Genomic DNA, 25,421 nt, shown 5'->3' on the forward strand with positions numbered 1-25,421 from the left:
GGGGACATGACCGGCTCCGCTCTCGATTCGTTCTCGCCCGCGACCCGCAGCTGGTTCGCCGGGGCCTTCAGCGCGCCCACCGCCGCGCAGGAGGGCGCTTGGCGGGCCATCGGCGAGGGCAGCGATGTGCTGGTCGTCGCGCCGACCGGTTCCGGCAAGACGCTGGCCGCGTTTCTCGCCTCGCTGGACCGGCTGGCCTCCGGTCCGCCGCCCGCCGAGGCGAAGAAGCGCTGCCGTGTGCTGTACGTGTCCCCGCTCAAGGCGCTCGCGGTCGACGTCGAACGCAATCTCCGCTCCCCGCTGACGGGCATCCGTCAGGAGTCGGTGCGCCTCGGCCTCCCCGAGCCGGAGGTCCGGGTGGGGATTCGGTCCGGCGACACCCCGCCCGCCGAGCGGCGCTCGATGGTGACCAGGCCGCCGGACATCCTGATCACCACGCCCGAGTCGCTGTTCCTGATGCTGACGTCCTCCGCCCGGGACGCGCTGGCCGGTGTCGAGACGGTGATCCTCGACGAGGTGCACGCGGTCGCCGGGACGAAGCGCGGCGCCCATCTCGCTCTGTCCCTGGAGCGCCTGGACGAGTTGCTGCCCCGCCCCGCCCGGCGGGTCGGCCTGTCCGCGACGGTCCGGCCGGTCGACGAGGTGGCCCGCTTCATCTCGCCGCAGCGCAAGGTGGAGATCGTCCAGCCTCCGTCCACCAAGGAGTTCGATCTGTCGGTGGTCGTGCCGGTCGAGGATCTGGGCGAGCTGGGTGGCTCCCCCGCCACCGACGGCGACTCGGGGCAGGCGGACAAGCCCTCGATCTGGCCGCATGTCGAGGAGCGCATCGCCGACCTGGTACAGGCGCACCGCTCCACCATCGTCTTCGCCAACTCACGACGGCTGGCGGAGCGGCTGTGCAACCGGCTGAACGAGATCGCGTACGAGCGGGCCACCGGCACCGCCTTCGACCCCGACGCCCCCGCCCCCGCTCTGCCGGAGGCGCCCGCCCCGGCGGAGGTCATGGCCCAGTCAGGGGCGGCCAAGGGCGCGCCCGCGCTGCTGGCCCGCGCGCACCACGGCTCGGTCTCCAAGGAGCAGCGCTCCCAGGTGGAGGAGGACCTGAAGGCGGGCCGACTGCCCGCCGTGGTGGCCACCTCCAGCCTGGAGCTGGGCATCGACATGGGCGCGGTCGACCTGGTGGTCCAGGTCGAGTCCCCGCCCTCCGTCGCCTCCGGTCTCCAGCGGGTGGGCCGCGCGGGGCACCAGGTGGGCGCGGTCTCCACCGGTGTGGTCTTCCCGAAGTACCGGGGGGACCTGGTGCAGGCCGCCGTGGTCACCGAGCGGATGCGCGAGGGGGCCATCGAGGCGCTGCGCATCCCGTCCAATCCGCTGGACGTCCTGGCCCAGCAGCTGGTCGCCATGGTGGCCCTGGACAGCTGGCAGGCCGACGATCTGCTGGCCCTGGTCCGGCGGGCCGCCCCGTTCGCCTCGCTCCCCGAATCGGCGTTCACCGCCGTGCTCGACATGCTCGCCGGGCGCTATCCCTCCGATGCCTTCGCGGAGCTGCGCCCCCGGGTGGTGTGGGACCGGGTCGCCGGTACGGTCACGGGCCGCCCCGGTGCGCAGCGGCTCGCCGTCACCTCCGGCGGCACCATTCCGGACCGCGGGCTCTTCGGGGTCTTCCTGGCGGGCGCCGACCCGAAGAAGGGTGGCGGCCGGGTGGGCGAGCTGGACGAGGAGATGGTCTACGAGTCCCGGGTGGGCGACGTCTTCACCCTGGGCACGACGTCCTGGCGGATCGAGGACATCACCCGGGACCGGGTCCTCGTCTCGCCCGCCCCCGGCGTTCCGGGGCGGCTGCCGTTCTGGAAGGGCGACCAGCTGGGCCGCCCGCTGGAGCTCGGCCGGGCCCTGGGTGCCTTCCTCCGGGAGATCGGCGGTCTGTCCGTGGAGGACGCCCGGCTGCGGCTGCTGGCCGCCGGGCTGGACGCCTGGGCGGCGGACAACATCGTGGCCTATCTGGACGAGCAGCGCCGGGCCTGCGGGCACGTCCCGGACGACCGGACCATCCTGGTCGAGCGGTTCCGGGACGAGCTGGGCGACTGGCGGGTGGTCGTGCACTCCCCGTTCGGCGCCCAGGTGCACGCCCCGTGGGCGCTTGCCCTCTCCGCCCGCCTCGGTGAGCGGTACGGAATGGACGCCCAGGTCATGCATGCCGACGACGGGATCGTTCTGCGCCTGCCGGACGCCGAGCTGATGGGCCTCGACCTGCTCGACTTCGACGCGCCGCCCGCCTCGGACTCGGGAGGTGACCTCCCGCCGCCGGGGGCCCTGGCGTACGACAGCGACCAGCCGCCGGTCGCGGCCGCAGACGTTGTCTTCGATCAGGGCGAGGTCCAGCAGATCGTGACCGACCAGGTGGGCGGTTCCGCGCTGTTCGCCGCCCGGTTCCGCGAGTGCGCGGCGCGCGCCCTGCTGCTGCCCCGGCGCTCCCCCGGCAAGCGCACCCCGCTCTGGCAGCAGCGCCAGCGTGCCTCCCAGCTGCTCCAGGTCGCCTCCGAGTTCGGCTCGTTCCCGATCGTCCTGGAGGCCGTCCGCGAGTGCCTCCAGGACGTGTTCGACGTCCCCGGGCTCACGGAACTGATGGGTGACCTGGAGGCACGCCGGGTCCGGCTGGTCGAGGTGACCACCCAGGAGCCCTCACCGTTCGCCCGCTCGCTCCTCTTCGGTTACGTCGCCCAGTTCCTGTACGAGGGCGACTCGCCGCTCGCCGAGCGGCGGGCGGCCGCGCTCTCCCTGGACTCCCATCTCCTCGCCGAGCTGCTGGGCCAGGCGGAGCTGCGCGAACTGCTCGACCCCGAGGTCCTCACCGAGCTGGAGCGGGAGCTCCAGTGGCTCACCGACGACCGGCGGGTCAAGGACGTGGAGGGGGTCGCGGACCTGCTGCGGGTGCTCGGCCCGCTCACCGACGCCGAGCTGGCCCAGCGGGGTGCCGAGCCTGCCTGGGCGCCGCAGCTGGCAACGGCCCGCCGGGCCGTCCAGGTCCGGATCGCCGGGGCCGACCACTGGGCGGCGATCGAGGACGCGGGGCGGCTGCGCGACGCCCTGGGCACCGCGCTGCCCGTCGGAGTGCCCGAGGCGTTCACCGAACCGGTGAAGGACCCGCTCGGCGACCTCCTTGCCCGCTTCGCCCGGACGCACGGGCCGTTCACCGCCGCCCGGGCCGCCGAGCGCTTCGGGCTCGGTACCGCCGTCACGGACGGCGCGCTGCAACGGCTCGCGGCGTCCGGCAGGACCGTCCAGGGCGAGTTCCATCCGGCGGGCATCGGCCAGGAGTGGTGCGACGCCACGGTGCTGCGCCGCCTCCGTCGCCGTTCGTTGGCCGCCCTGCGCCAGGAGCTGGAGCCGGTGCCGCCCGCCGCCCTCGCCTCCTTCCTCCCGCAGTGGCAGCACTTCGGCTCCAACAGCCTGCGGGGCATCGACGGGCTGGCCCGCGCGATCGAACAGCTCCAGGGAGCGCCCGTGCCCGCTTCGGCGCTGGAGAAGCTGATCCTGCCGAGCCGAGTCATGGGTTACACCCCTGCGATGCTCGACGAGCTGACAACCACCGGCGAGGCCGTCTGGGCCGGTGCCGGGGCGCTGCCCGGCAAGGACGGCTGGGTCGCCCTCTACCTCGCCGACAGTGCACCGCTGCTGCTGCCCGCCCCACACCCACTGGAACTCTCGGCGCTGCACGAGTCCGTGCTCACCACGCTGTCCGGCGGGTACGGCCTGTTCTTCCGCCAGATCGCCGACCAGATCCGGGCCACCACCCACCCGGACTGCACGGACCAGCAGCTGGCCGACGCCCTGTGGGAGCTGGCCTGGTCCGGGCGGCTCACCAACGACACCCTCGCCCCGCTGCGCTCACTCCTGGGCTCCGGGCGGACAGCGGGCTCCACCGCCCACCGCTCCCGGCGCAGCGTCCCACGCGGGCGCTACGGCTCGCTCACCGCCGCTGCCCGCCCCGCCTCCCGCACCGGCCCCCCGACGGTCTCCGGCCGCTGGTCCCTGCTGCCCCCTGCCGAACAGGAACCGACCCACCGCGCCCACGCCCTGGCCCGCACGCTCCTCGACCGGCACGGTGTGGTGACCCGGGGCGCGGTGCAGGCCGAAGGGGTGGAGGGCGGCTTCTCCGCGACGTACCGCGTCCTGGCCGCCTTCGAGGACAGCGGTCAGGCGCGGCGCGGCTACGTGGTGGAGGGGCTGGGGGCCGCCCAGTTCGCGATGGACGGGGCGGTGGACCGACTGCGGGCGGCGTCCACGGCCCGCGACCGCCGTGACCCGGGCGCCACGCCCCAGGCCCTGGTGCTCGCCGCCGCCGACCCGGCCAACGCCTATGGCGCAGCCCTGCCGTGGCCGGAGTCCCCGGACGGCGCGGGACACAAGCCGGGCCGCAAGGCTGGGGCGCTGGTGGTCCTCGTCGACGGCGAGCTCACGCTCTACATGGAACGCGGCGGCAAGACCCTCCTGGCCTGGCCCTCCGACCCCGACGCTCCCGCACTGCGAGCGGCAGCGGAGGCGCTGGCCGCCTCGGCCCGCGCCGGAGCACTGGGCACCGTCACGGTGGAGCGCACGAACGGCGTCTCCTCCCTCACCTCCCCGTTGGGCCGGACCCTTGAGGGTGCCGGTTTCCTCGCCACCCCGAGAGGCCTGCGCCTGCGCGCCTGACCCGCGGCCGCCGGGACGTGAACGTACCCAGCGCAGGTGGGGCGCCGGCCGACGCACAAGCGATCCGACGCACGAGCAGTCCAGCGCGCGAGCGATCGAGCGCACAACCGGCGCAGCGGACGAACAACCCAACGCACAACCGGCCCAGTACGCGAGCGATCCAACGCATGGACTGTCCGACGCATGGACGATCCCGCCCAGGCCTGATTCGGCGCAGGCGTGACCCGGCCCAGCCGTGCCCCGGAGCAGGCGTGACCCGGCGCACGAGCGGTCCGGCGCACCCATCATGGAGGCATGCCCGAAGGAGACACCGTCCTCCAGACCGCCGCGCGTCTGCACGCAGCGCTGGCGGGACGGGTGCTGACCCGGTCCGACCTTCGTGTCCCCCGGTTCGCCACCGCCGACCTCACCGGCCGTGGTGTGCTGGACGTCACCGCACGCGGCAAGCATCTGCTGGCCCGCATCGAGGGCGGGCTCACCCTGCACAGCCACCTCCGGATGGACGGGGCCTGGCGGGTGTACGCGCCGGGAGAACGCTGGCGGGGCGGCCCCGGGCACCAGATCCGTGCGATTCTCGCCAACGCCGAGCACACAGCTGTCGGCTACCGGCTCCCCGTCCTCGAACTGCTGCGTACCAGCGAGGAGAGCCGGGCCGTGGGCCATCTGGGACCGGATCTACTGGGCCCCGACTGGGACCCCGGGTCCGCCCTGGACCGACTGCTGGCCACACCGGATCGCCCCGTCGGGGAGGCGCTGCTGGATCAGCGCAATCTCGCGGGCATCGGCAACGTCTACAAATGCGAGCTGTGCTTCCTGGCCCGCGTCACTCCCTGGCTCCCGGTGAACGCCCTTCCGGACGGCACCCTGGCCCGGCTGATCACGCTGGCCGAGCGGCTCCTGCACGCCAACCGCGACCGCCCCACCCGCACGACCACGATCACCGCCGAGCTCCGCACCGCACCGAGCCCGCCCTCCACCGCGGACCACAGGCGTCGGCTGCCGCCCGTCCGCGTACAGGAGCGGCTGTACGTCTACGGCCGGGCCCAGCGCCCGTGCCTGCGCTGCGGCACCTCGATCCGCGTGGCCGACCAGGACGACCGCCCCACCTTCTGGTGCCCGGCCTGCCAATCGGGCCCAACCCCCTGACCACCCTCACCACCCTCACCGCCCTGGCCACCCTGGCCACCCACCTCATTGACGGGCCGTCAGATTCAGCCGTACGGTCCCGTCATGCCTCTGCCTCTCTCCGCGTACGACCTCACGGGCCGCTCCGCGTTCGTCACCGGCGCGGCGAGCGGCATCGGCCAGGCGAGCGCCCTGCTGCTCGCGGAGGCCGGAGCCGTGGTGCACTGCGCGGACCGCGACGAGACCGGTCTGCGCCGGACGTACGACCTGGTCACCGGCGCAGGAGGCAGCGCCCGCACCCACCCCCTCGATGTCACCGACCGCGATCAGGTCCGCGCGGCCGTCGCAGCGGCAGGACATCTCGACATCCTGGTCGCCGTGGCCGGGATCATGCACACCAGCAGCGTGCTGGAGACGACGGACGAGGACCTTGACCGGGTGCTGGCGGTCAATTTCAAGGGGGTTCTGTACGCCTGCCAGGAGGTGGCACGGTCCATGACGGCCCGCTCCGCCCCCGGTTCGCTGATCACGATGGCGTCCGGCGCCGTGGATTCCGCGAGTCCGGGCCTGCTCTGCTACAGCGCGGCCAAGGCGGCCGTGGTGCAGCTGACCAAGACTCTCGCCACCGAGCTGGGCCCGCACGCCATACGGGTGAACGCGGTCGCGCCCGGCTGGATCCGTACGCCGATGACCGACCGGCACGATGCCGACGGACAGCGCCGGGCGGAGGCCGCGATGACCCGGATCTCCCCGCTGGGCCGGGTCGGGGAGCCCGAGGACGTCGCTCACACGGTGCTTCACCTGGCTTCGGATGCCTCGGCCTTCATGACCGGTCAGATCCTCCGCCCGAACGGCGGCGTCGCCATGCCCTGGTGAAGGCCCTGGCGAGGGCCCCGGCCAGCGCTCCGCCAGGCCGCGCAGACCGCGCCCGGCCGCCCGCGGGCCCGGCGCCGTCCTGCCCCCCGGCCCGGTCCACGGAGACGACCGACGCCACATGGACCGGCAACAGGCTCAGCCCCCAGCCCCCCGCCGCCACCGCGCCCTCCACCAGCCCCGCCTGCTCGGGACGCAGAACCACCCGCAGGATTGCCCACCACCACAGCCCGCCGAGGGCCACCGCCGGCACCCACCGCCGTCCCATGGTGCCTCCCGCGGCCGACGTCCTTTCCGGCAGTTTCCCCTGGCCCGGGCGCCGGTGCATCCAGAACGTCCGGCCGAAGGACCACCCACACAGGAGTACCCCCGCCGAAACGGCGGGGGTACCGCAACCCTGGGAGACCGGTCACGTGAGCGCCCACAACACAAGGTGCTGGCGGACCCATCCTCCGCCGCCCGGGCCTAGCCTTCGTCGTCCCGGCGCAGGGAGTCCTTGACACCCTCCGCCCGGTCACCGGCCTCGTCCATCGCTTCCTTGGCCCGACCCTTGACCTGATCGGTCTTGCCCTCGGCCTCCTTGCGGCGGTCGCCGGTCAGCTTGCCGACGGCTTCCTTGCCCTTGCCCTTGAGCTTGTCCATGGCGCTGTCACCACTCATGATGTCGCTCCCTTCCACTCGGATCGGCTTTCCACTCGGATCGGCCTTCCCTCCCGGATCGACCGTTCCCCCCGGACCGGCTCGGTCTTCGTGCCGGACGTTCGCCTTCAGGCGCTTTCCGCCTGGAACATCCAGGCGTGCTTTTCGAGGTCTGCCGTCAGCGCGATCAGCAGGTCCTGGGTGACCGGGTCCGGCTCGTCGGTCGCCTCGATGCGCTCCCGCATCCGGCCGATGACCACGCCCAGCGCCTCCACCAGGATGCGTACGGCATCGGTGTCCTTGATCCAGCCCTCGGGCACGGACGCGATGGCGGTCTCCTTGGCGACCGTGCCCGAGCGCCCGTCCGGGTTGACCCCGACCGCCGAGGCGCGCTCGGCGACCGTGTCGGAGTGCTGCCGGGCCGTGACGACGACGTCGTCCAGCTGAAGGTGGACAGAGCGGAAACGCGGACCGACCACGTTCCAGTGGACCTGCTTGGCCACCAGGGAGAGGTCCACGAGGTCGACCAGGGCGCCTTGCAGCGCTGTACCCACGACCTTGAGACCGCCCTCGGACAACGTGCTCTTGACCACAGACATGTGCACTTCTCCCATCCGTCAGCCTCTTCACTGACCCGTCTCGACCGATCGCCTCGGTGCATCACCCACGATGGCACAAAAGAAACAAAGCGGTCATTCGGGCCTTGTCCTCCGTGTGCCCGCTCATGGAGAGCTCACACACCCCTACAGCCCCGAAACGCAGAAGTCCCGGCCGACCCCGATAGGGGCCGACCGGGACTCCGGTCGTGCGAGTGCCGCGTGGATCAGGCGGCGACGACGTCCACCGCTTCTGCGGGCGCCTTGATGGTCACCCGTCCCGACGGCACACCTGCGACCGACGACACGGAGACGGAATTGAGCATGGGACGAACCGGTACTGGGACCGGATCACTGGCAGCTGCCGACTCGGCCAGCTCAGCGAGCGAGAGCTCATCGCTCACCTCACGCATGAGCTCGGACATCCGTACGTCAAGCGCGTCGCAAATCGCGGAGAGCAGCTCGGAGGATGCCTCCTTCTGCCCCCGCTCCACCTCGGAGAGATAACCGAGCGAGACCCGGGCGGACGAGGAGACTTCGCGCAGAGTACGGCCTTGGCGCTGGCGCTGCCGACGCAGCACGTCACCCAGCAGGCGACGGAGCAGAATCATCGGTGGCTCCCTCCTCGGACCGCGTAGCCGCATCCTTCACGCCCTACCGTACCGCCTTGTGCTGCGGCCGTGCGGGGAGCGATGTCGTGTTCACTCAGGGCTGCAAACATCAATTCCCCCCGTTCTGTTCCGTATCCTGTGCCCGCACATTCTCACCGAGTTCGCTCGCGAGCAGTTCGAGGACGCTTCGCACACTCTCTCTACGGATATCCGCCCTCTCACCATTCAACCGCAGAGCGCTCACTTTCTCGATGCCGGAGGGTCCCGCCACGGCCACGTAGACCGTGCCGACCGGCTGTCCGTCCTGTGGTTCCGGACCCGCGACGCCCGTGGTGGAGATCCCCCAGTCCGCGCCGAGAACACGGCGGACCCCGGCCGCCATCTGCCGTGCGACCTCGGGGTCAACGGCTCCGCGCTCCGCCAGAAGGCCCCCGTCGACCCCCAGCACCTCCCGCTTGAGGCCGGTGGCGTACGCCGTCACCGACCCCCGGAAAGACCGCGAAGCACCGGGTACGGCCGTGAGTTCGGCGGCCACCAGGCCGCCCGTCAGCGATTCGGCGACGGCGAGGGTCCGCCCGTGTTCCGCGAGCAGCCGCAGCACCTGGGCCGCGGCTGTCACCGTTCGGCCTCCGCGGCGTCCCGCGCCTCGGCTCCGAGTGCTCCCCGCGCATCCGCCGCACTTGCCCCGGAGGCCGCACCGGCCATCCCGGCCGCTTCCAACGCCTCCGTCGTCTGCTGCGCCCGCTCGGCTGCGGCGGCACGCTCGGCGGCGAGGCCCTTGCGGCGCAGGCCGACGGCCTGGCGTACGTAGTCGAGTCCGGTGACGACCGTCAGCACGACGGCGACCATCATCACCCAGAAGCGCAAGGTCGCCAGCGGTCCGGTGAGGACCAGGACGTACATCCCGGCCGCCGTTCCCTGCGCGAGGGTCTTCAGCTTGCCGCCTCTGCTGGCCGGGATCACCGCATGCCGGATGACCCAGAACCGCATCAGCGTGATGCCCAGCTCACGGGCGATGATCACCCCGGTGATCCACCAGGGCAGATCGCCCAGGACGGACAGCGAGACCAGCGCCGCACCCATGATCGCTTTGTCGGCGATCGGGTCGGCGATCTTCCCGAAGTCCGTGACAAGGTTGTACGTCCGTGCCAGATGCCCGTCGAACAGGTCGGTGATCATCGCGACGGCGAAGGCCGCCCAGGCGAAGGAGCGCCAGACCGGGTCGTATCCGCCGTTGTGGAACAACAGCAGGACGAATCCGGGCACGAGCAGCAGCCGCACCATGGTCAGGATGTTGGCGATGTTCCACAGGCTGGCCTGGTTGACGGCCGCAGTGCCCAGCTTGCCGCCGCGGACCGGCCTCGCGCCGGAGCCGCCTGCCGCGGATGCCGGGACTCCGGTCATCTGGCTACCTCCGCAAGCTCATGGTGTTCGGCCACCAGGTCGACGCCCTCGGTGCCCACTGCCTTTGCCTCGACCATACGGCCCGGCACGAGCCCCTCGCGTGTGGTGAAGACCACCTGGCCATCCGTTTCGGGGGCCTGGTGGGCAGCGCGCCCGATGGCGACCTCGCCGTCCTCCTCCGACTCGACGGACTCCACCAGCACCTGGAGGGTCTCCCCGATGCGCTCCTCCGCCCGCTGCGAGGTCAGCTCCTCGGCCAGCTGGGAGATGTGGGCGAGGCGCTCCGCGATGACGTCGGCGTCGAGCTTGTTCTCGTAGCCGACCGCTTCGGTGCCCTCCTCGTCGGAGTAGCCGAAGACGCCGATCGCGTCGAGGCGGGCGCCGGTGAGGAAGCGTTCCAGCTCGGCGAGGTCGGCCTCGGTCTCGCCGGGGAAGCCGACGATGAAGTTGGAGCGGGCGCCGGCCTGGGGTGCCTTGCTCCGGATGGTGTCCAGGAGCTCCAGGAAGCGGTCGGTGTCGCCGAAGCGGCGCATCGCGCGCAGCACACCCGGGGCGGAGTGCTGGAAGGAGAGGTCGAAGTACGGGGCGACCTTCGGCGTCGAGGTGAGGACGTCGATGAGCCCGGGGCGCATCTCGGCGGGCTGGAGGTAGCTGACCCGGATGCGCTCGATGCCGTCCACGTCGGCCAGCTCCGGCAGCAGGGTCTCCAGCAGCCGGATGTCGCCGAGGTCCTTGCCGTAGGAGGTGTTGTTCTCGGAGACGAGCATGACCTCCTTGACGCCCTGCTCGGCCAGCCAGCGGGTCTCCTGGAGCACGTCCGAGGGGCGCCGCGAGATGAACGATCCGCGGAAGGAGGGGATGGCGCAGAAGGAGCAGCGGCGGTCGCAGCCGGAGGCGAGCTTCACCGAGGCGACGGGGCTGGTGCCGAGTCTGCGGCGCAGGGGTGCCCGCGGTCCGGAGACCGGGGCGACGCCTTCGGGAAGGTCCTCGGGGGCGGGGGCGGGCGTCTCCTGGGCGTGGCCGGGCAGCGCCACGGCGGCGTCCTGCCGCTCGGCGGGGCTGATCGGCAGCAGCTTGCGGCGGTCGCGCGGGGTGTGCGAGGCGTGGATGCCGCCGTTGAGGATGGTCTGGAGCCGGTCGGAGATGTCGGCGTAGTCGTCGAATCCGAGGACGCCGTCCGCCTCCGGCAGGGCCTCGGCGAGGTCCTTGCCGTAGCGCTCGGCCATGCAGCCGACGGCGACGACGGCCTGGGTGCGGCCCTGGTCCTTCAGATCATTGGCTTCGAGCAGGGCGTCGACGGAGTCCTTCTTGGCGGCTTCGACGAACCCACAGGTGTTGACGACTGCGACATCCGCGTCGGAGGCATCCTCGACGAGGTCCCAGCCGTCCGCTGCCAAGCGGCCTGCAAGCTCCTCCGAGTCCACCTCGTTACGGGCGCAGCCAAGAGTGACAAGGGCGACGGTACGGCGTTCGGGCATGGACTCAAGACTACTTTGTCCCGGCGGCGCCCCTGCCGTGCAGGGTTGCCTGCCCTTCCCGGCCCGGTGCTTCCTGCTACGGGGAGTAACAGGTTCCCGGCCGGGAACGCCGACGGGCGCCCGGCGCGAGGCCGGACGCCCGTCGGAGGGGTAGCGCGTCGAGGGGCAGCGGATCAGCCGGCCTCGGGGTCGCCCTTGGTGTAGGACAGCCGCTCGACCGTGCCCGGACCGAAGCGGTCCTGGACCTGCTTGCCGTTGACGAAGAGGTCGATCGCCCCGGCGTTGCCGAGAACGAGGTCGATGCGCTCCTTGTCCTGGAAGGTCTTGGACTCACCCTGGAGCAGCAGCCCGTCGAAGAGCAGCCGGCCGTTGTGGTCCTTGGCGGAGATCCAGCTCTTGTCCCGGTCCGCGCTGAGCTTGACCGTCACCTTGTCCCGGGGGGCTGCGGCGATGGCGCTCTCGGAGGGCACGGGCTTGGGGTCGGAGGGCTTGGTCGCGGTGGGCTTGGCCGTGGTCTTGTCGGGCTTCGAGCCCTCCGCGACCTGGGCGGTGTTCGAGGGCTTCTCCTCGCCGCTGAAGAGCGTGAAGCCGACGAACCCGATCACGGCGACGATGGCCGTGACCATGGCGGCGGTCCAGTTGGGCCGCCGGGGTTCGGAACGGATGCGTTCCGCTTCGAACAGCGGTGCCGCCGGGGTCGGTGCGGGACGGCCGCCGTGATCGGCGTCGTACTCCTCGACCAGCGGTTCCGGATCGAGGCCGACGGCGCGCGCGAGCGTGCGGATGTGGCCGCGGGCGTAGACGTCGCCGCCGCAGCGGGAAAAGTCGTCCTGCTCGATCGCGTGCACGATGGGGATGCGCACCCGGGTGGAGCTGCTGACTTCCTCGACCGTCAGACCTGCGGTGATACGAGCCTGCTGGAGGGCACGACCGATCGAAGGCCGGTCGTCTTCGGGGGAGTTGCCGATGGACACGGGGGCGCCTTTCGAGCGTGAGCCACCTGCTGGATGTTCAGTCTAGAGGGGGTACGAAAGGGAGGGGCAACCGGGAGGACGACTTTGTAAGCCATCGGGCTCGCCGGACGGCCCCGTCTCCGGCTCCGGGGGCGGAGCGGGGACGGAGCACAGCCCCGATCGAGGACTGGGCAACCTGTAGTGGGCCGAACGAGGTGGGAGGACGGGCAGGACGGGCGGAGCCAGGCGGAGGAGCATGGTTCCGTCCCTCCCTTCAACTGGACGTACGACCGCACGAAACGGTTGCCCACGAAACCTTTACGGGTGGATTCACCCTTCAGGGAGCGGATTCCCCCCGAATGACGGCCAACACCCCGTCGAGTTCCTCGGGTTTCACGAGGACGTCGCGGGCCTTTGATCCCTCGCTGGGTCCGACGATGTTGCGGGACTCCATCAGGTCCATCAGCCGGCCCGCCTTCGCGAAGCCGACGCGCAGCTTGCGCTGGAGCATCGAGGTCGATCCGAACTGGGTGGAGACGACCAGCTCGGCGGCCTGGCAGAGCAGGTCCAGGTCGTCGCCGATGTCCTCGTCGATCTCCTTCTTCTGCTTCGTACCGACCACGACGTCGTCCCGGAAGACCGGGGCCATCTGGTCCTTGCAGTGCTGGACGACGGCCGCGACCTCGTCCTCGGTCACGAAGGCGCCCTGCATACGGGTGGGCTTGTTGGCTCCCATCGGCAGGAAGAGACCGTCGCCCTTGCCGATGAGCTTCTCGGCGCCGGGCTGATCGAGGATGACCCGGCTGTCGGCGAGCGAGGAGGTGGCGAAGGCGAGCCGGGAGGGCACGTTGGCCTTGATCAGGCCGGTCACCACGTCGACCGAGGGTCGCTGGGTGGCGAGCACGAGGTGGATTCCGGCGGCACGGGCGAGCTGGGTGATGCGGACGATGGAGTCCTCGACGTCGCGCGGGGCGACCATCATCAGGTCGGCCAGCTCGTCGACGATCACCAGCAGATACGGGTACGGCGACAGCTCCCGCTCGCTGCCCTCGGGTGCCTTGCACTTGCCGTTGCGTACGGCGTGGTTGAAGTCGTCGATGTGCCGGTAGCCGAAGTTGGCGAGGTCGTCGTAGCGCAGGTCCATCTCCCGTACGACCCACTGGAGCGCTTCGGCGGCCTTCTTCGGGTTGGTGATGATCGGCGTGATCAGGTGCGGGATGCCCTCGTACGCGGTGAGCTCGACGCGCTTGGGGTCGACGAGGACCATCCGCACGTCGTCCGGGGTGGCCCGCACCATGATCGAGGTGATCAGGCAGTTGATGCAGGAGGACTTGCCGGAGCCGGTGGCACCGGCGACCAGGACGTGCGGCATCTTGGCGAGGTTGGCCATCTCGTAGCCGCCCTCGACGTTCTTGCCGAGCGCCACGAGCATCGGGTGGTCGTCCTCGGCCGCGTCCGCGAGGCGCAGCACATCACCGAGGTTGACCATCTCCCGGTCCGAGTTGGGGATCTCGATGCCGACGGCGGACTTCCCCGGGATCGGCGAGATGATCCGCACGTCCGGGCTCGCCACGGCGTACGCGATGTTCTTGGCCAGGGCCGTGATCTTCTCGACCTTCACCGCGGGGCCGAGCTCGATCTCGTAACGGGTGACCGTCGGGCCCCGGGTGAAGCCGGTGACCACGGCGTCGACCTTGAACTCCGTGAACACGTTGGTCAGCGAGGCCACAACGGCGTCGTTGGCCGCGCTGCGGGTCTTGCCGGGACCGCCGCGCTCCAGCAGGTCGAGCGAGGGCAGGGAGTAGGTGATGTCACCGGACAGCTGGAGCTGCTCGGCGCGGGCGGGCAGGCCCTCGGGGCGCTCCGGGGCGGGTTTCGTCAGATCCGGTACGCCGCTGAAGGGGCCGTCTCCACCGCCGGAACGGTCGGCCGCCTCTCCCCCGGAACGTCCGGCCGCGCGGCCGGAGCCCGCGCCCGCCTTCCCCGCGCCGCCGCCGTCCCGCTCGGCCTCCCGGGCCCCGGGCACGGGCGTACCGGTGCGCTCCCGGTCCGCCGAGACGCCCTGGGTGAGGTCGGCGACGATCGGCGAGGGCGGCATGCCGTTCAGAACGGCTCCGTCGAGCGCGGCGGCCGCGGCGGCCGCGACGTCCACCGCGTCCATGGGCCGGTTCATCGCGGGCTGCGCCGCGGGCCGTCGGGGCCTGCGGCGCTTGGTGAGCGCTTCCGCCTCGGCCTGGTCGTGGTCGTGGACCGGCTCCGCGTCCGGGCGGCGCGGGGCCCCCCGCCGCGACCGCCCGGGCAGCGCCTCGCGCCACTGCTCGTCGTAGCGCTCGTCGTCCTCGCCGTACACGTCAGCGGACTCGGGCGGGGCCTCCACGATGCCGAGGCGGACACCGAGCTGACGCAGCCGCTGCGGGATGGCGTTGACCGGGGTGGCGGTGACGACGAGCAACCCGAAGACGGTCAGCAGCACCAGCAGCGGTACGGCGAGCACCTCGCCCATCATGAAGATCAGCGGTTTGGACACGGCCCAGCCCACCAGGCCGCCCGCGTCCTGCATCGCCTCGGTGCCCGCGTCCCGGCCCGGCGAACCGCAGGCGATGTGGACCTGTCCGAGGACGCCGAGAACGAGGGCGGACAGACCGATGACGATGCGGCCGTTGGCCTCCGGGCGCTCCGGATAGAGGATCAGCCGTACGGCCATCGCACCCAGCAGTATCGGCGCGAGCAGATCGAGCCGGCCGAAGGCACCGGTGACGAGCATCTCGACCAGATCGCCGACCGGCCCCTGGAGGTGGGACCAGGTGCCCGCGGCGACGATCAGCGCCAGTCCGAGGAGCAGCAGCGCGAGCCCGTCCTTGCGGTGGGCCGGGTCAAGTCCCTTCGCCCCGCGCCCTATCGAGCGGAACACCGCACCGACACCGTGCGCCGCCCCGAGCCAGACGGCCCGCACCAGGCGGTAGAGGCCACCGGTGGGTGAGGGTGCGGGCTTGGGCGCGGGCTTCTTGGCCGCCGCCTTCTTCGCGGGGGCCTTCTTCGCGGGGGCCGCCGACTTCTTCGGCGCGGTCTTCTTGGCGGGCGCGGCTTTCTTCGCCGGGCCCGGGGTACGGCCGACCCGCTTCGCGGTGCCCGCCGTGCCCTGGGAACCCTTGCCGGACGTACGTGAGGCCATGGTGCCGAGGTTACCGCTGTCGTCGCCCGTGAACACGTTCGCCTACTGGTTCACCCGACTGTGTCGCCTTCCGGCAGCCGGGAACTGACGACGCCTCATGGCGGGGGAGCCGTGATGTCAGCCCTGGGCGGGCAGCACGCCCGTACTGCCACCCGTGCCCGGCTCCAGCGCGTCGAGCGCGCGGCGCAGGCCGGTCAGCTTGCGTTCGAGATGGGCGGCCGTGGCGACTGCCGCGGCGTCCGCGGACTCGTCGTCGAGCTGTTTGGAGAGCGCTTCGGCCTGCTCCTCGACCGCCGCGAGCCGTGCGGACAGCTCGGCCAGCAGACCAGCGGGCTCCTTCTCGTGCTCGCCGCCCGCGTGGCCGTCGCCCTCCAACTGGAGGCGCAGCAGCGCGGCCTGCTCACGGAGCTTGCAGTTCTTCATGTACAGCTCGACGAAGACCGAGACCTTGGCGCGGAGCACCCAGGGGTCGAACGGCTTGGAGATGTAGTCCACCGCACCGGCCGCGTAGCCCCGGAAGGTGTGGTGCGGGCCGTGGTTGATGGCGGTGAGGAAGATGATCGGGATGTCCCGGGTCCGCTCCCGCCGCTTGATGTGCGCGGCGGTCTCGAAACCGTCCATGCCCGGCATCTGGACGTCCAGCAGAATGACCGCGAAGTCGTCCGTGAGCAGCGCCTTCAGCGCCTCCTCCCCTGACGATGCCCGGACCAGTGTCTGATCGAGCGCAGAGAGGATGGCCTCCAGCGCCAGCAGATTCTCCGGCCGGTCATCGACCAGGAGGATCTTGGCCTTCTGCACCATGGCCCGTCCTCCTCGCCCCGGAAATGCACCGGGTGCCGCCCCAGGGGACGACTCCCTTGCGCCGTCCGTCCTTGTGCCGGTCATGGTAGCCGCACCCCGCCCGTCACCACACCCTGTCACCGCGATGTCACTGTGCACATACCTCAAACGCGGTGGGAGACCAGAAGGTTCCCCGAATCCAGCGCGTTCACACCCGTTCGAGCACAGTCGGTCAACAACTCACGTCAACTCGTTCAATATTCGATCACTCTCCGTGCATCCACTGCTCCATCACTGCGAGCAGGTGATCAGGATCGACCGGCTTCGTCACATAGTCGGAAGCTCCGCAATCGATCGCCTTCTCCCGGTCGCCCTTCATGGCCTTCGCCGTGAGCGCGACGATCGGCAGTCCGGCGAACTGCGGCATCCGGCGGATCGCGGTCGTCGTCGCGTAACCGTCCATCTCGGGCATCATGATGTCCATCAGGACAACCGTCACATCGTCGTGCTGCTCCAGGACTTCGATGCCCTCGCGCCCGTTCTCCGCGTAGAGCACCGCCAGTCCGTGCTGCTCCAGCACGCTCGTCAGCGCGAAGACGTTACGGATGTCGTCGTCGACGATGAGCACCTTCTCGCCACGGAAGCGGAACGTCCGCCGGGGCTCCGGCTCCTCCGCAGCAGCCTGCCCCTGACTCCCCTGCGCCCATTCGTCCTGGGCCGGCGCGCTCTCGGCTGCCGTCCGGCCGGACGGCAGCGCGGTCCTGCGGGCCGCGTCCCCCAGCGCCTTGCGCCGGCGCCGGAACAGTCCCGCGGAGTTGGCCGGATCGCCGAGCGGGGCCGTGGACTGCCCGTTCTCAACCGAGCCGCCCAGCACCTCGACCGAACCGGAACCCACCTGCGGGTAGCCCTGGGGCGGCAGTTCGGCGCGGTGCAGCGGCAGGTAGAGCGTGAAGGTCGAGCCCCGGCCCGGCTCGCTCGCCGCGTGGATCTCGCCGCCGAGCAGCCGCGCGATCTCCCGGCTGATGGAGAGCCCGAGGCCCGTACCGCCGTACTTGCGGCTCGTCGTACCGTCAGCCTGCTTGAACGCCTCGAAGATCACCAGCATCTTGCTGGACGCGATCCCGATCCCGGTGTCGGTGACCGAGAAGGCGATCAGATCGGCGTCCGCGTCCCGCAGCGAACCCGCCTCCAGCAGATGTTCCCGGATGGAGTTCGGAACATCGGCGCCCGCCGGCCGGATCACCAGCTCCACCGCCCCGCTGTCGGTGAACTTCACCGCGTTGGACAGCAGGTTGCGCAGCACCTGGAGCAGGCGCTGCTCGTCGGTGTGCAGCGTCGCGGGAAGTTCCGGCGACACCCGTACGGAGAAGTCGAGCCCCTTCTCCGCGGTGAGCGGGCGGAAGGTCGCCTCCACGTAGTCGACCAGCTGGACCAGCGCGATCCGGGTCGGGCTGACGTCCATCTTGCCCGCCTCGACCTTGGACAGGTCCAGGATGTCGTTGATCAGCTGGAGCAGGTCGGAACCGGCCCCATGGATCGTCTCGGCGAACTCCACCTGCTTCGGCGAGAGATTGCTCTCGGCGTTGTCCGCGAGCAACTTGGCGAGAATCAGCAGCGAGTTGAGCGGCGTACGCAGCTCGTGCGACATGTTCGCCAGGAACTCGGACTTGTAGCGCATCGAGACCGCGAGCTGCTCGGCGCGCTCCTCCAGGACCTGCCGCGCCTCCTCGATCTCGGTGTTCTTCACCTCGATGTCGCGGTTCTGCTGGGCCAGCAGCTCGGCCTTCTCCTCCAGCTCGGCGTTGGACGCCTGGAGGGCCTTCTGCCGGTTCTCCAGCTCCTGCGAACGGTCGCGCAGTTGCTCGGTCAGCTCCTGCGACTGCTCCAGCAGCTTCTCGGTCTTGGTGTTGACGCTGATCGTGTTGACGCTCGTCGCGATCATCTCGGCGAGCTGGTTGAGGAAGTCCCGCTGGATGTGCGTGAACGGCTGGAACGACGCCAGTTCGATCACCCCGAGCACCTTGCCCTCGAAGAGCACCGGCAGCACGATCACATGCGCGGGTGGTGCCTCGCCGAGACCGGAGGAGATCTTCAGATAGCCCGGCGGAACATTGTCGACCTGGATCGTCCGCTTCTCCTCGGCCGCCGTCCCGATGAGCGTCTCGCCGGGCCGGAACGAGGTCGGCATCGAACCGGCGGAGTAGCCGTAACTCCCCCGCATCCGCAGCTCGTACGAACCGTCGTCGTCGTTGTCCGGCCCCACCTCGTCGGAGTCAGGCGCCATCGCCAGGAAGAACGCGCCGTGCTGCGCGGAGACCACCGGCGTCAGCTCGCTCATGATCAGCGAGGCCACGTCGTCCAGGTCGCGGCGGCCCTGCATCAGTCCGGAGATCCGGGCCAGGTTGCCCTTCAGCCAGTCCTGTTCCTTGTTGGCGAGGGTGGTGTCGCGGAGGTTCGCGATCATCGTGTTGATGTTGTCCTGAAGGACCTGGATCTCGCCCGCCGCGTCCACGTCGATCTTCAGATTCAGATCGCCGCGGGTCACCGCGGTGGCGACGGCCGCGATGGCGCGCACCTGCCGGGTCAGGTTCCCGGCCATCTCGTTCACCGACTCGGTGAGATCGCGCCAGGTGCCGTCCACGTCCCGCACCCGCGCCTGGCCACCCAGCTGCCCCTCGGTACCCACCTCGCGGGCGACCCGGGTCACCTGCTCGGCGAACGAGGACAACTGGTCGACCATCGTGTTGATGGTGTTCTTCAGCTCCTGGATCTCACCGCGCGCGTCGATGTCGATCTTCTTGGTCAGATCACCCTTGGCGATGGCCGTCGTGACCGTCGCGATCTGCCGCACCTGCCCGGTCAGGTTGGAGGCCATCGAGTTCACCGACTCGGTGAGGTCCTTCCACGTACCGGAGACTCCCGGCACCCGGGCCTGGCCGCCCAGCTCACCTTCCGTACCCACCTCGCGGGCCACGCGCGTGACCTCGTCAGCGAACGAGGACAGCGTCGTCACCATGGTGTTGACAGTGTCGGCCAGCTCCGCGACCTCGCCGCGCGCCTCCACGGTGACCTTCTTCGTCAGATCGCCGTTGGCGACCGCCGAGGAGACCCGCGAGATGTTGCGCACCTGGCTGGTCAGGTTGTTGGCCATCAGGTTGACGTTCTCGCTGAGGTCCTTCCAGATGCCGGTCGCACCGCGCACCCGCGCCTGACCGCCGAGAATGCCCTCGGTACCCACCTCACGCGCCACACGCGAGACCTCGTCAGCGAAGTTCAGCAGCTGGTCGACCATCGTGTTGACGGTCGTGACGAGTTCGAGGATCTCGCCCTTGGCGTCGACGGTGATCTTCTTGGACAGATCGCCCTTGGCGACCGCGGTGGTGACCTCGGCGATATTGCGGACCTGGAGGGTCAGGTTGTTCGCCATGCCGTTGACGGACTGGGTGAGGTCCTTCCACGTACCGGACACACCCTGCACCTCGGCCTGACCGCCGAGGATGCCCTCCGTACCCACCTCGCGGGCGACCCGCGTCACCTGCTCCGCGAAGTTGGACAGCTGGTCCACCATCGTGTTGAGGGTGTTCTTCAGCTCCAGGATCTCGCCCCGGGCGTCCACGTCGATCTTCTGCGACAGGTCACCCCGCGCCACCGCCGTGGCGACCTGCGCGATGTTACGGACCTGAGCGGTCAGGTTCCCCGCCATACCGTTCACCGAGTCGGTCAGATCACGCCACACTCCGGCCACGCCGGGCACCTGCGCCTGACCGCCCAGGCGCCCGTCCGTCCCCACCTCGCGGGCGACCCGGGTCACCTGGTCGGCGAAGGCGGAGAGCTGGTCGACCATCGTGTTGATCGTGTTCTTCAGCTCCAGGATCTCGCCCCGGGCGTCCACGTCGATCTTCTGCGACAGGTCACCCCGCGCCACCGCCGTCGTCACCTGGGCGATCTGCCGCACCTGGGAGGTGAGGTTCCCGGCCATGAAGTTGACGGAGTCCGTGAGCTCTTTCCACGTCCCCGAGACGCCGTCCACGCGCGCCTGACCGCCGAGGCGGCCTTCCGTACCCACGTCCCGGGCCATCCGCGTCACCTGGTCGGCGAAGTTGGACAGCTGCGCCACCATCGTGTTGACGGTGTTCTTCAGCTCCAGCATCTCCCCGGCCACGTCCACGGTGACCTTCTGCGACAGGTCACCGTTGGCGACGGCAGTCGTCACCTGTGCGATGTCCCGGACCTGACCGGTCAGGTTGCGGAAGGCGGTGTTCACCGAGTCGGTGAGGTCCTTCCACGTCCCCGCGGCGCCCGGCACCTCGGCCTGGCCGCCGAGCCGGCCCTCGACGCCGACCTCACGGGCCACCCGCGTCACCTCGGAGCCGAAGGCCTGGAGCTGGTCCACCATCGTGTTGACGGTGTTCTTCAGCTCCAGCATCTCCCCGGCCACATCGACCGTGACCTTCTGCGACATGTCGCCGCTGGCCACCGCCGTCGTCACCTGCGCGATGTCACGCACCTGCGTCGTCAGGTTCCGGAAGACCGTGTTCACCGAGTCGGTGAGGTCCTTCCACGTCCCCGCGGCGCCCGGCACCTGCGCCTGGCCGCCGAGCAGCCCCTCACCACCGACCTCGCTCGCCACACGCGTCACTTCGTCCGCGAAGGTGCGCAGCGTCTCGGTCATCTGGTTGATCGTCTCGGCGAGCTGGGCGACCTCGCCCCGCGCGCTCACCGTGACCTTCTGCGTCAGGTCGCCACTGGCGACCGCCGTCGTCACCTCCGCGATACCACGCACCTGGGAGGTGAGGTTGCCCGCCATCGTGTTGACGGAGTCGGTGAGGTCCTTCCACACCCCGGCCACACCCGGCACGGTCGCCTGACCGCCGAGCTCGCCCTCCGTGCCCACCTCACGGGCGACGCGCGTCACCTCGGAGGAGAACGAGGACAGCTGGTCGACCATCGTGTTGACGGTGTTCTTCAGCTGGAGCATCTCACCGGCCACATGGACAGTGACCTTCCGCGACAGATCGCCCTTGGCCACCGCGGTCGTCACCAGCGCGATGTCGCGCACCTGCGCGGTCAGCCGGTACGCCATGGTGTTGACGGAGTCCGTGAGGTCCTTCCACGACCCGGACATCCCCCGCACCTGGGCCTGCCCGCCGAGCTTGCCCTCCGTGCCCACCTCGACGGCGACCCGGGTCACCTGCTCGGTGAAGACCGACAGCTGGTCGACGAGGTTGTTGACCGTACGGGCGACCTTCAGGAACTCGCCGCGCAGCGGGCGTACCGTCTCGTCCGTCGTGTGCGACCGCAGCTCCATCCGCTGCTCCAGATCACCGTCGGCGACCGCCGACAGCACCCGGCCCACCTCGGACACCGGTCGCGCGAGATCGTCCACGAGCTCGTTGGAGGCATCGATCGCGGCCGCCCAGGAACCCTCACAGGCCCCCGTCTCCAGCCGCTCCGTGAGCTTCCCCTCACGCCCGACCACCCGCCGTACGCGCGCCAGCTCACCGGTCAGATGCAGATTCCGGTCGGCGACCTCGTTGAAGACCGCCGCGATCTCCGTCATCACGCCGTCACCGGAGACGGTCAGCCGCCTGCGGAAATTACCGTCGCGCATCGCCACAAGTCCCGCGAGCAGTCTGTTCAGAGCTGCCGCGTCGACCTCGACGGTGCCATTGCGCTGCTTTTTCACGGACTGTCCGCCTTTAGTACGCGTCTTCGAACCCCGCGCCGCCACGCCAGACTCCACCGTGTCCCTCCCGCAGGGGTTGACCGATTCGCTCGGGCCTATCCGGATAGCTTGCCCAGTTCCACTTTGGCTCACCGCCACAGCACACCGTCAACGGGTGACCGGGCAGACGTCAAATCGTTGCAACGTACCAGGCTGGAACCGGTCGGCAGGCAACCTCCCCCGGTTGCCCCGCATCCCTTCCATCGGAAGTCCATACTTGTGCGCCCGCGCACCACCACGGACCGTCCTGTCCCGATCTCGGCCCTCGTGTACCCGGCACCCTGAACGAACGTCTAGCCTGGCAAGCGAATCGAAGCGGCGAGAAACGGGCACAGGACTCGGGGAAGCGACGAGACACCATATGGGGAGTGCTGTGATCACCGCGCGCGCGGCCGCCACCTTCGAACCGGTCGGGCGCTCCGTCGCGACCGCCCGCGCCTTCGTCCGGGACACCCTCCAGGGGTGGGGCTACAACGATGTCGTCGACGACGCCGTCGTCCTCACCAGCGAGCTCGTCACCAATGCCGTGGTGCACGCGGGGACAGCGGCCGACGTGCTGTGCCTGCGTACCGAGGACGGCGTACGGGTCGAGGTCTCCGACCACTATCCGGAACGCGAGGTCCCGCTCCAGAGCAACGGCCTCGACTTCGGCAGCCCCGACCGTGAGAACGGCCGCGGGCTGCTCCTCTGCGCCGCCCTGGCCGCGCGCTGGGGCGTCGAGTACTCGCCCACACGCAAACATGTCTGGTTCCAGCTGGACCTGCCCGACCGCCCGGTGGGCATCCGCTCCGCGGGCCCGGTCCTGCCCACCTCGCTCCTTCCCGTCACCGACCAGCGCGTCCGGGTCGCCGTCGTCCAGATCGACAGCACCGGCTCCATCACGGCGTGGAACGACGACGCGGCGTATGTCTTCGGACACAGCGCGGAGCAGGTCACCGGCAAGCAGTTCACCGACTTCGTGGCCTGGCCGCACACCCCCGGCACCAACACCGGCATCGCCGACGCCCTCCAGCTCTCCCGCTGGGAGGGCAGCTACGGAATCCGCGGCGCCGACAGCCGGAACATCGCCGTCTACGCCTCCCACCTGCGCGTCCGCGACACCGACGGCGAACCCTCCACGGTCTGTCTCCTCGTCCGCGACGACGAACGCGCCGTACTCCAGTCCCCGGCCCGCGCCCCGGTCTCCGACGCCTCCGAGAACCGCACCGCGGACCCCTTCGAGGTCTTCATCGGCTCCCCCGCCCCCGACGACCTGGACGGCCTCCTCCAGCGCACCGTCGAGCGGGCCCGCGACATGCTCGACGCCGACGCGGCCTTCCTCCTGCTCGCCACGGACGACGAGACGGAACTGGAAGTCCGCGCCACGACGGGTCTCCCCTCGGCCCGGCAGCGCTTCGCCCGCGTCCCCGTGGAAGCCGGAGCGGGCCGCTACGGCTCCGCCCGGATGCCGGCCGTCCACGAGGACCTGACCGCCGTACCCGGCGCCGTCCCGCTCCTCGCCGACACCGGGATGCGCTCGGTCGTCACAGTCCCGCTGAAGGTAGAGGGCCGCCTCACCGGCTCCCTCGGCGTCGCGGCGGAGGGCCCGGGCCGCTACTCCAACGAGGAGGCCCTGCGCCTCCAGTTCGCCGCCGACCGCATCGCGCTCGCCGTGGAGTCCGCCCGCCTCGGCGAGCTGGAACGCCTGCGCCGCGGCTCCCTGTCCTTCCTCGTCGAGGCCTCCGACCTGCTGGCCGGGACTCTCGACCGGGACCAGACCCTGGCCCTCATGGCCCAGATGACGGTCCCGACCCTCGCCACCTGGTGCGCCGTCTACACGATCGCCGACCAGTCCTCCGACCCGTACCTCTCGTACGTGCTCCACGAGGACGAGGACCTCATCGACGGCCTCAAGGCCCTCCTCTCCAAGATCGCCCCGCCCGACCCGGTCCCCGCCCCCGGCGCCCGCATCTGGGCCGCCCCCTCGGAGGCGGGCCACCGCGCGGCGCTGTCCACGTCGACCCGCAGCCTGCGACACGACGCGCCCCTGAGCATGAGCACGGCCACCCGCACCACACTCGCCACGGCCCAGGCCGTCGGCGGCGAGACGGTGGTGCTCCCGCTGGTCGCCCGCAACCGCGTGATCGGCATGCTGACGCTCGGGAAGCCCTCGGACGACCACTTCCGCCAGGAGATCCTGGAACTGGCCGAGGACCTGTCCCGACGGGCCGCCCTGGCCCTGGACAACGCCCGCCTGTACTCGGAGCGCACGGCGATCAGCCAGTCCCTCCAGCGCAGCCTGCTGCCCCCGGGCCTCCCCGACGTGCCGAACGTCGAGATCGAGGTCATCTACCGCGCGGCGGGCGAGGGCAACGAGGTCGGCGGCGACTTCTACGACGTCTTCCCCATCCGTGACGGCGCGTACGGCTTCGCCGTCGGCGACGTCTGTGGTACGGGCCCCGAGGCCGCCGCGGTCACCGGCTTGGCCCGCCACGCCCTGCGCCTGCTCGCCCGCGAGGGCTTCGGCGGCCCTGCGGTCCTGGAGCGCCTCAACGCGGCGATCCTCGACGAGGGCGCCCGCAGCCGCTTCCTCACCCTCCTGTACGGCGAGCTGTGGCCCCAGGAGGACGGCAGCGCCCTCCTGAAGGTCGTCTGCGCCGGCCACCCACTGCCGCTGCGCCTGCGCCAGGACGGATCCGTAGAGGCAGCCGCCGAGCCGCAGCCGCTGCTCGGCGTGATCGAGGACCTCGACCTGTACGAGCAGGAGGTAACCCTCAACCCGGGCGACGTCCTCCTCTGCGTCACGGACGGCGTCACCGAACGCCGCGAGGGAGCCCGCATGCTGGGTGACGACGGCCTCGCAGACGTCCTGTCTACTTGTACGGGTCTGACGGCCGGCGCGGTCGCCGCACGCATCCTTAGGGCCGTGGAACGGTTCGCGGCCGAACCCGCCTCGGACGACATGGCGATCCTCGCGATGCGCGTCCCGGAGCCGCCCCACATCTGACCCGCAGCGTCTGCCCGTCAACGCGAAAGGCCCCCGCCGTGTGGCGGGGGCCTTTCGTCTTTCTCTGAGCCCCAATGCGGAATCGAACCGCAGACCTTCTCCTTACCATGGAGACGCTCTACCGACTGAGCTATTGGGGCCTCGTTGCGCTGCGGCAACGAGGTAAACCATACACGGGATCCGGGGATTCACACAATCGTGCCCGGCAGAGGTCCACCAGAGCCCCAAGGACTGCGGTCGCCTGCGACTGTAGGGCTGTTCCTGAACGCCTCCCGGAAACCGGCCTCGAAATGCAGAAAAGCCCCGTACCTTGCGGTACGGGGCCTTCCCGGAAAAATTGTTCGGCGGCGTCCTACTCTCCCACAGGGTCCCCCCTGCAGTACCATC

15 protein-coding genes and 1 tRNA gene are annotated in these 25,421 nt (G+C 70.5%); 4 read left to right on the forward strand and 12 right to left on the reverse strand.

Annotated elements, in window-relative coordinates; all coding sequences use genetic code 11:
* The first annotated feature begins 6 nt into the window (after positions 1 to 6).
* The 3 genes from ACZ5WC_RS32160 (at position 7) to ACZ5WC_RS32170 (ending at position 6,693) form a co-directional block, all read left to right on the forward strand.
* Positions 7 to 4,692, forward strand: coding sequence for an Lhr family ATP-dependent helicase (locus ACZ5WC_RS32160; protein WP_468544132.1), 4,686 nt, complete (start codon positions 7 to 9; stop codon positions 4,690 to 4,692).
* A 294-nt stretch (positions 4,693 to 4,986) separates the two neighbouring features.
* Entirely contained in the window at positions 4,987 to 5,838 is an 852-nt protein-coding gene (locus tag ACZ5WC_RS32165; RefSeq protein WP_468544133.1) for an Fpg/Nei family DNA glycosylase, read from the forward strand.
* 90 nt (positions 5,839 to 5,928) lie between these two features.
* Positions 5,929 to 6,693 (forward strand): SDR family NAD(P)-dependent oxidoreductase, encoded by a 765-nt coding sequence (locus ACZ5WC_RS32170; RefSeq protein ID WP_468544145.1) that lies wholly within the window; start codon positions 5,929 to 5,931, stop codon positions 6,691 to 6,693.
* Here the strand turns inward: ACZ5WC_RS32170 and ACZ5WC_RS32175 are convergent.
* The 11 genes from ACZ5WC_RS32175 to ACZ5WC_RS32225 all read right to left on the reverse strand — a co-directional run bounded on the left by ACZ5WC_RS32175 (position 6,641) and on the right by ACZ5WC_RS32225 (position 22,009).
* A complete protein-coding gene (locus ACZ5WC_RS32175; RefSeq protein ID WP_468544134.1) occupies positions 6,641 to 6,958 on the reverse strand; it encodes a hypothetical protein in 318 nt (105 codons plus the stop codon). The two genes, ACZ5WC_RS32170 and ACZ5WC_RS32175, sit on opposite strands and share 53 nt — an antisense overlap.
* A gap of 197 nt (positions 6,959 to 7,155) precedes the next feature.
* Positions 7,156 to 7,350, reverse strand: a complete 195-nt coding sequence (locus tag ACZ5WC_RS32180; RefSeq protein ID WP_468544135.1) for a CsbD family protein — start codon at positions 7,348 to 7,350, stop codon at positions 7,156 to 7,158.
* 107 nt (positions 7,351 to 7,457) lie between these two features.
* Positions 7,458 to 7,928 carry a Dps family protein gene (locus ACZ5WC_RS32185; protein WP_096628482.1) on the reverse strand — a complete coding sequence of 157 codons (471 nt, stop codon included), beginning with the start codon at positions 7,926 to 7,928 and terminating at the stop codon, positions 7,458 to 7,460.
* 224 nt (positions 7,929 to 8,152) lie between these two features.
* Entirely contained in the window at positions 8,153 to 8,536 is a 384-nt protein-coding gene (locus ACZ5WC_RS32190; RefSeq protein WP_003965837.1) for a helix-turn-helix domain-containing protein, read from the reverse strand.
* Positions 8,537 to 8,645: 109 nt separating this feature from the next.
* A complete protein-coding gene (locus ACZ5WC_RS32195; protein WP_468544136.1) occupies positions 8,646 to 9,155 on the reverse strand; it encodes a CinA family protein in 510 nt (169 codons plus the stop codon).
* Positions 9,152 to 9,940 carry a CDP-diacylglycerol--glycerol-3-phosphate 3-phosphatidyltransferase gene (pgsA, locus tag ACZ5WC_RS32200; RefSeq protein WP_468544137.1) on the reverse strand — a complete coding sequence of 263 codons (789 nt, stop codon included), beginning with the start codon at positions 9,938 to 9,940 and terminating at the stop codon, positions 9,152 to 9,154. The genes ACZ5WC_RS32195 and pgsA overlap by 4 nt, the downstream gene beginning before the upstream one ends.
* Positions 9,937 to 11,418, reverse strand: coding sequence for a 30S ribosomal protein S12 methylthiotransferase RimO (gene rimO / locus ACZ5WC_RS32205; RefSeq protein ID WP_468544138.1), 1,482 nt, complete (start codon positions 11,416 to 11,418; stop codon positions 9,937 to 9,939). Before rimO ends, pgsA begins: the two co-directional genes overlap by 4 nt.
* A gap of 173 nt (positions 11,419 to 11,591) precedes the next feature.
* Entirely contained in the window at positions 11,592 to 12,392 is an 801-nt protein-coding gene (locus ACZ5WC_RS32210) for a helix-turn-helix domain-containing protein (RefSeq protein ID WP_468544139.1), read from the reverse strand.
* Between the two features lie 316 nt (positions 12,393 to 12,708).
* Positions 12,709 to 15,543 (reverse strand): DNA translocase FtsK, encoded by a 2,835-nt coding sequence (locus tag ACZ5WC_RS32215; protein WP_468544140.1) that lies wholly within the window; start codon positions 15,541 to 15,543, stop codon positions 12,709 to 12,711.
* 117 nt (positions 15,544 to 15,660) lie between these two features.
* A complete protein-coding gene (locus tag ACZ5WC_RS32220; protein ID WP_311121807.1) occupies positions 15,661 to 16,344 on the reverse strand; it encodes a response regulator in 684 nt (227 codons plus the stop codon).
* Positions 16,345 to 16,588: 244 nt separating this feature from the next.
* On the reverse strand, positions 16,589 to 22,009 hold the full coding sequence (locus ACZ5WC_RS32225; protein ID WP_468544141.1) for a HAMP domain-containing protein: 5,421 nt from the start codon (positions 22,007 to 22,009) through the stop codon (positions 16,589 to 16,591).
* 400 nt (positions 22,010 to 22,409) lie between these two features.
* Between ACZ5WC_RS32225 and ACZ5WC_RS32230 the strand changes: the two genes are divergently transcribed.
* Positions 22,410 to 25,034 (forward strand): SpoIIE family protein phosphatase, encoded by a 2,625-nt coding sequence (locus tag ACZ5WC_RS32230; RefSeq protein ID WP_468544142.1) that lies wholly within the window; start codon positions 22,410 to 22,412, stop codon positions 25,032 to 25,034.
* Positions 25,035 to 25,101: 67 nt separating this feature from the next.
* Here ACZ5WC_RS32230 and ACZ5WC_RS32235 read toward each other — a convergent pair.
* Positions 25,102 to 25,174: transfer RNA gene (locus ACZ5WC_RS32235), tRNA-Thr, on the reverse strand.
* Between the last annotated feature and the right edge of the window lie 247 nt (positions 25,175 to 25,421).

It is taken from the genome of Streptomyces sp. NPDC033165, assembly GCF_055577965.1.

What these genes read in the sequence shown, in the direction of transcription:
- ACZ5WC_RS32160 (WP_468544132.1), top strand. Translation starts at nt 7, where the DNA reads ATGACCGGCTCCGCTCTCGATTCGTTCTCGCCCGCGACCCGCAGCTGG.
- ACZ5WC_RS32165 (WP_468544133.1), top strand. Translation starts at nt 4,987, where the DNA reads ATGCCCGAAGGAGACACCGTCCTCCAGACCGCCGCGCGTCTGCACGCA.
- ACZ5WC_RS32175 (WP_468544134.1), bottom strand. Translation starts at nt 6,958, where the DNA reads ATGGGACGGCGGTGGGTGCCGGCGGTGGCCCTCGGCGGGCTGTGGTGG.
- ACZ5WC_RS32180 (WP_468544135.1), bottom strand. Translation starts at nt 7,350, where the DNA reads ATGAGTGGTGACAGCGCCATGGACAAGCTCAAGGGCAAGGGCAAGGAA.
- ACZ5WC_RS32185 (WP_096628482.1), bottom strand. Translation starts at nt 7,928, where the DNA reads ATGTCTGTGGTCAAGAGCACGTTGTCCGAGGGCGGTCTCAAGGTCGTG.
- ACZ5WC_RS32190 (WP_003965837.1), bottom strand. Translation starts at nt 8,536, where the DNA reads ATGATTCTGCTCCGTCGCCTGCTGGGTGACGTGCTGCGTCGGCAGCGC.
- pgsA (WP_468544137.1), bottom strand. Translation starts at nt 9,940, where the DNA reads ATGACCGGAGTCCCGGCATCCGCGGCAGGCGGCTCCGGCGCGAGGCCG.
- rimO (WP_468544138.1), bottom strand. Translation starts at nt 11,418, where the DNA reads ATGCCCGAACGCCGTACCGTCGCCCTTGTCACTCTTGGCTGCGCCCGT.
- ACZ5WC_RS32215 (WP_468544140.1), bottom strand. Translation starts at nt 15,543, where the DNA reads ATGGCCTCACGTACGTCCGGCAAGGGTTCCCAGGGCACGGCGGGCACC.
- ACZ5WC_RS32220 (WP_311121807.1), bottom strand. Translation starts at nt 16,344, where the DNA reads ATGGTGCAGAAGGCCAAGATCCTCCTGGTCGATGACCGGCCGGAGAAT.
- ACZ5WC_RS32230 (WP_468544142.1), top strand. Translation starts at nt 22,410, where the DNA reads ATGGGGAGTGCTGTGATCACCGCGCGCGCGGCCGCCACCTTCGAACCG.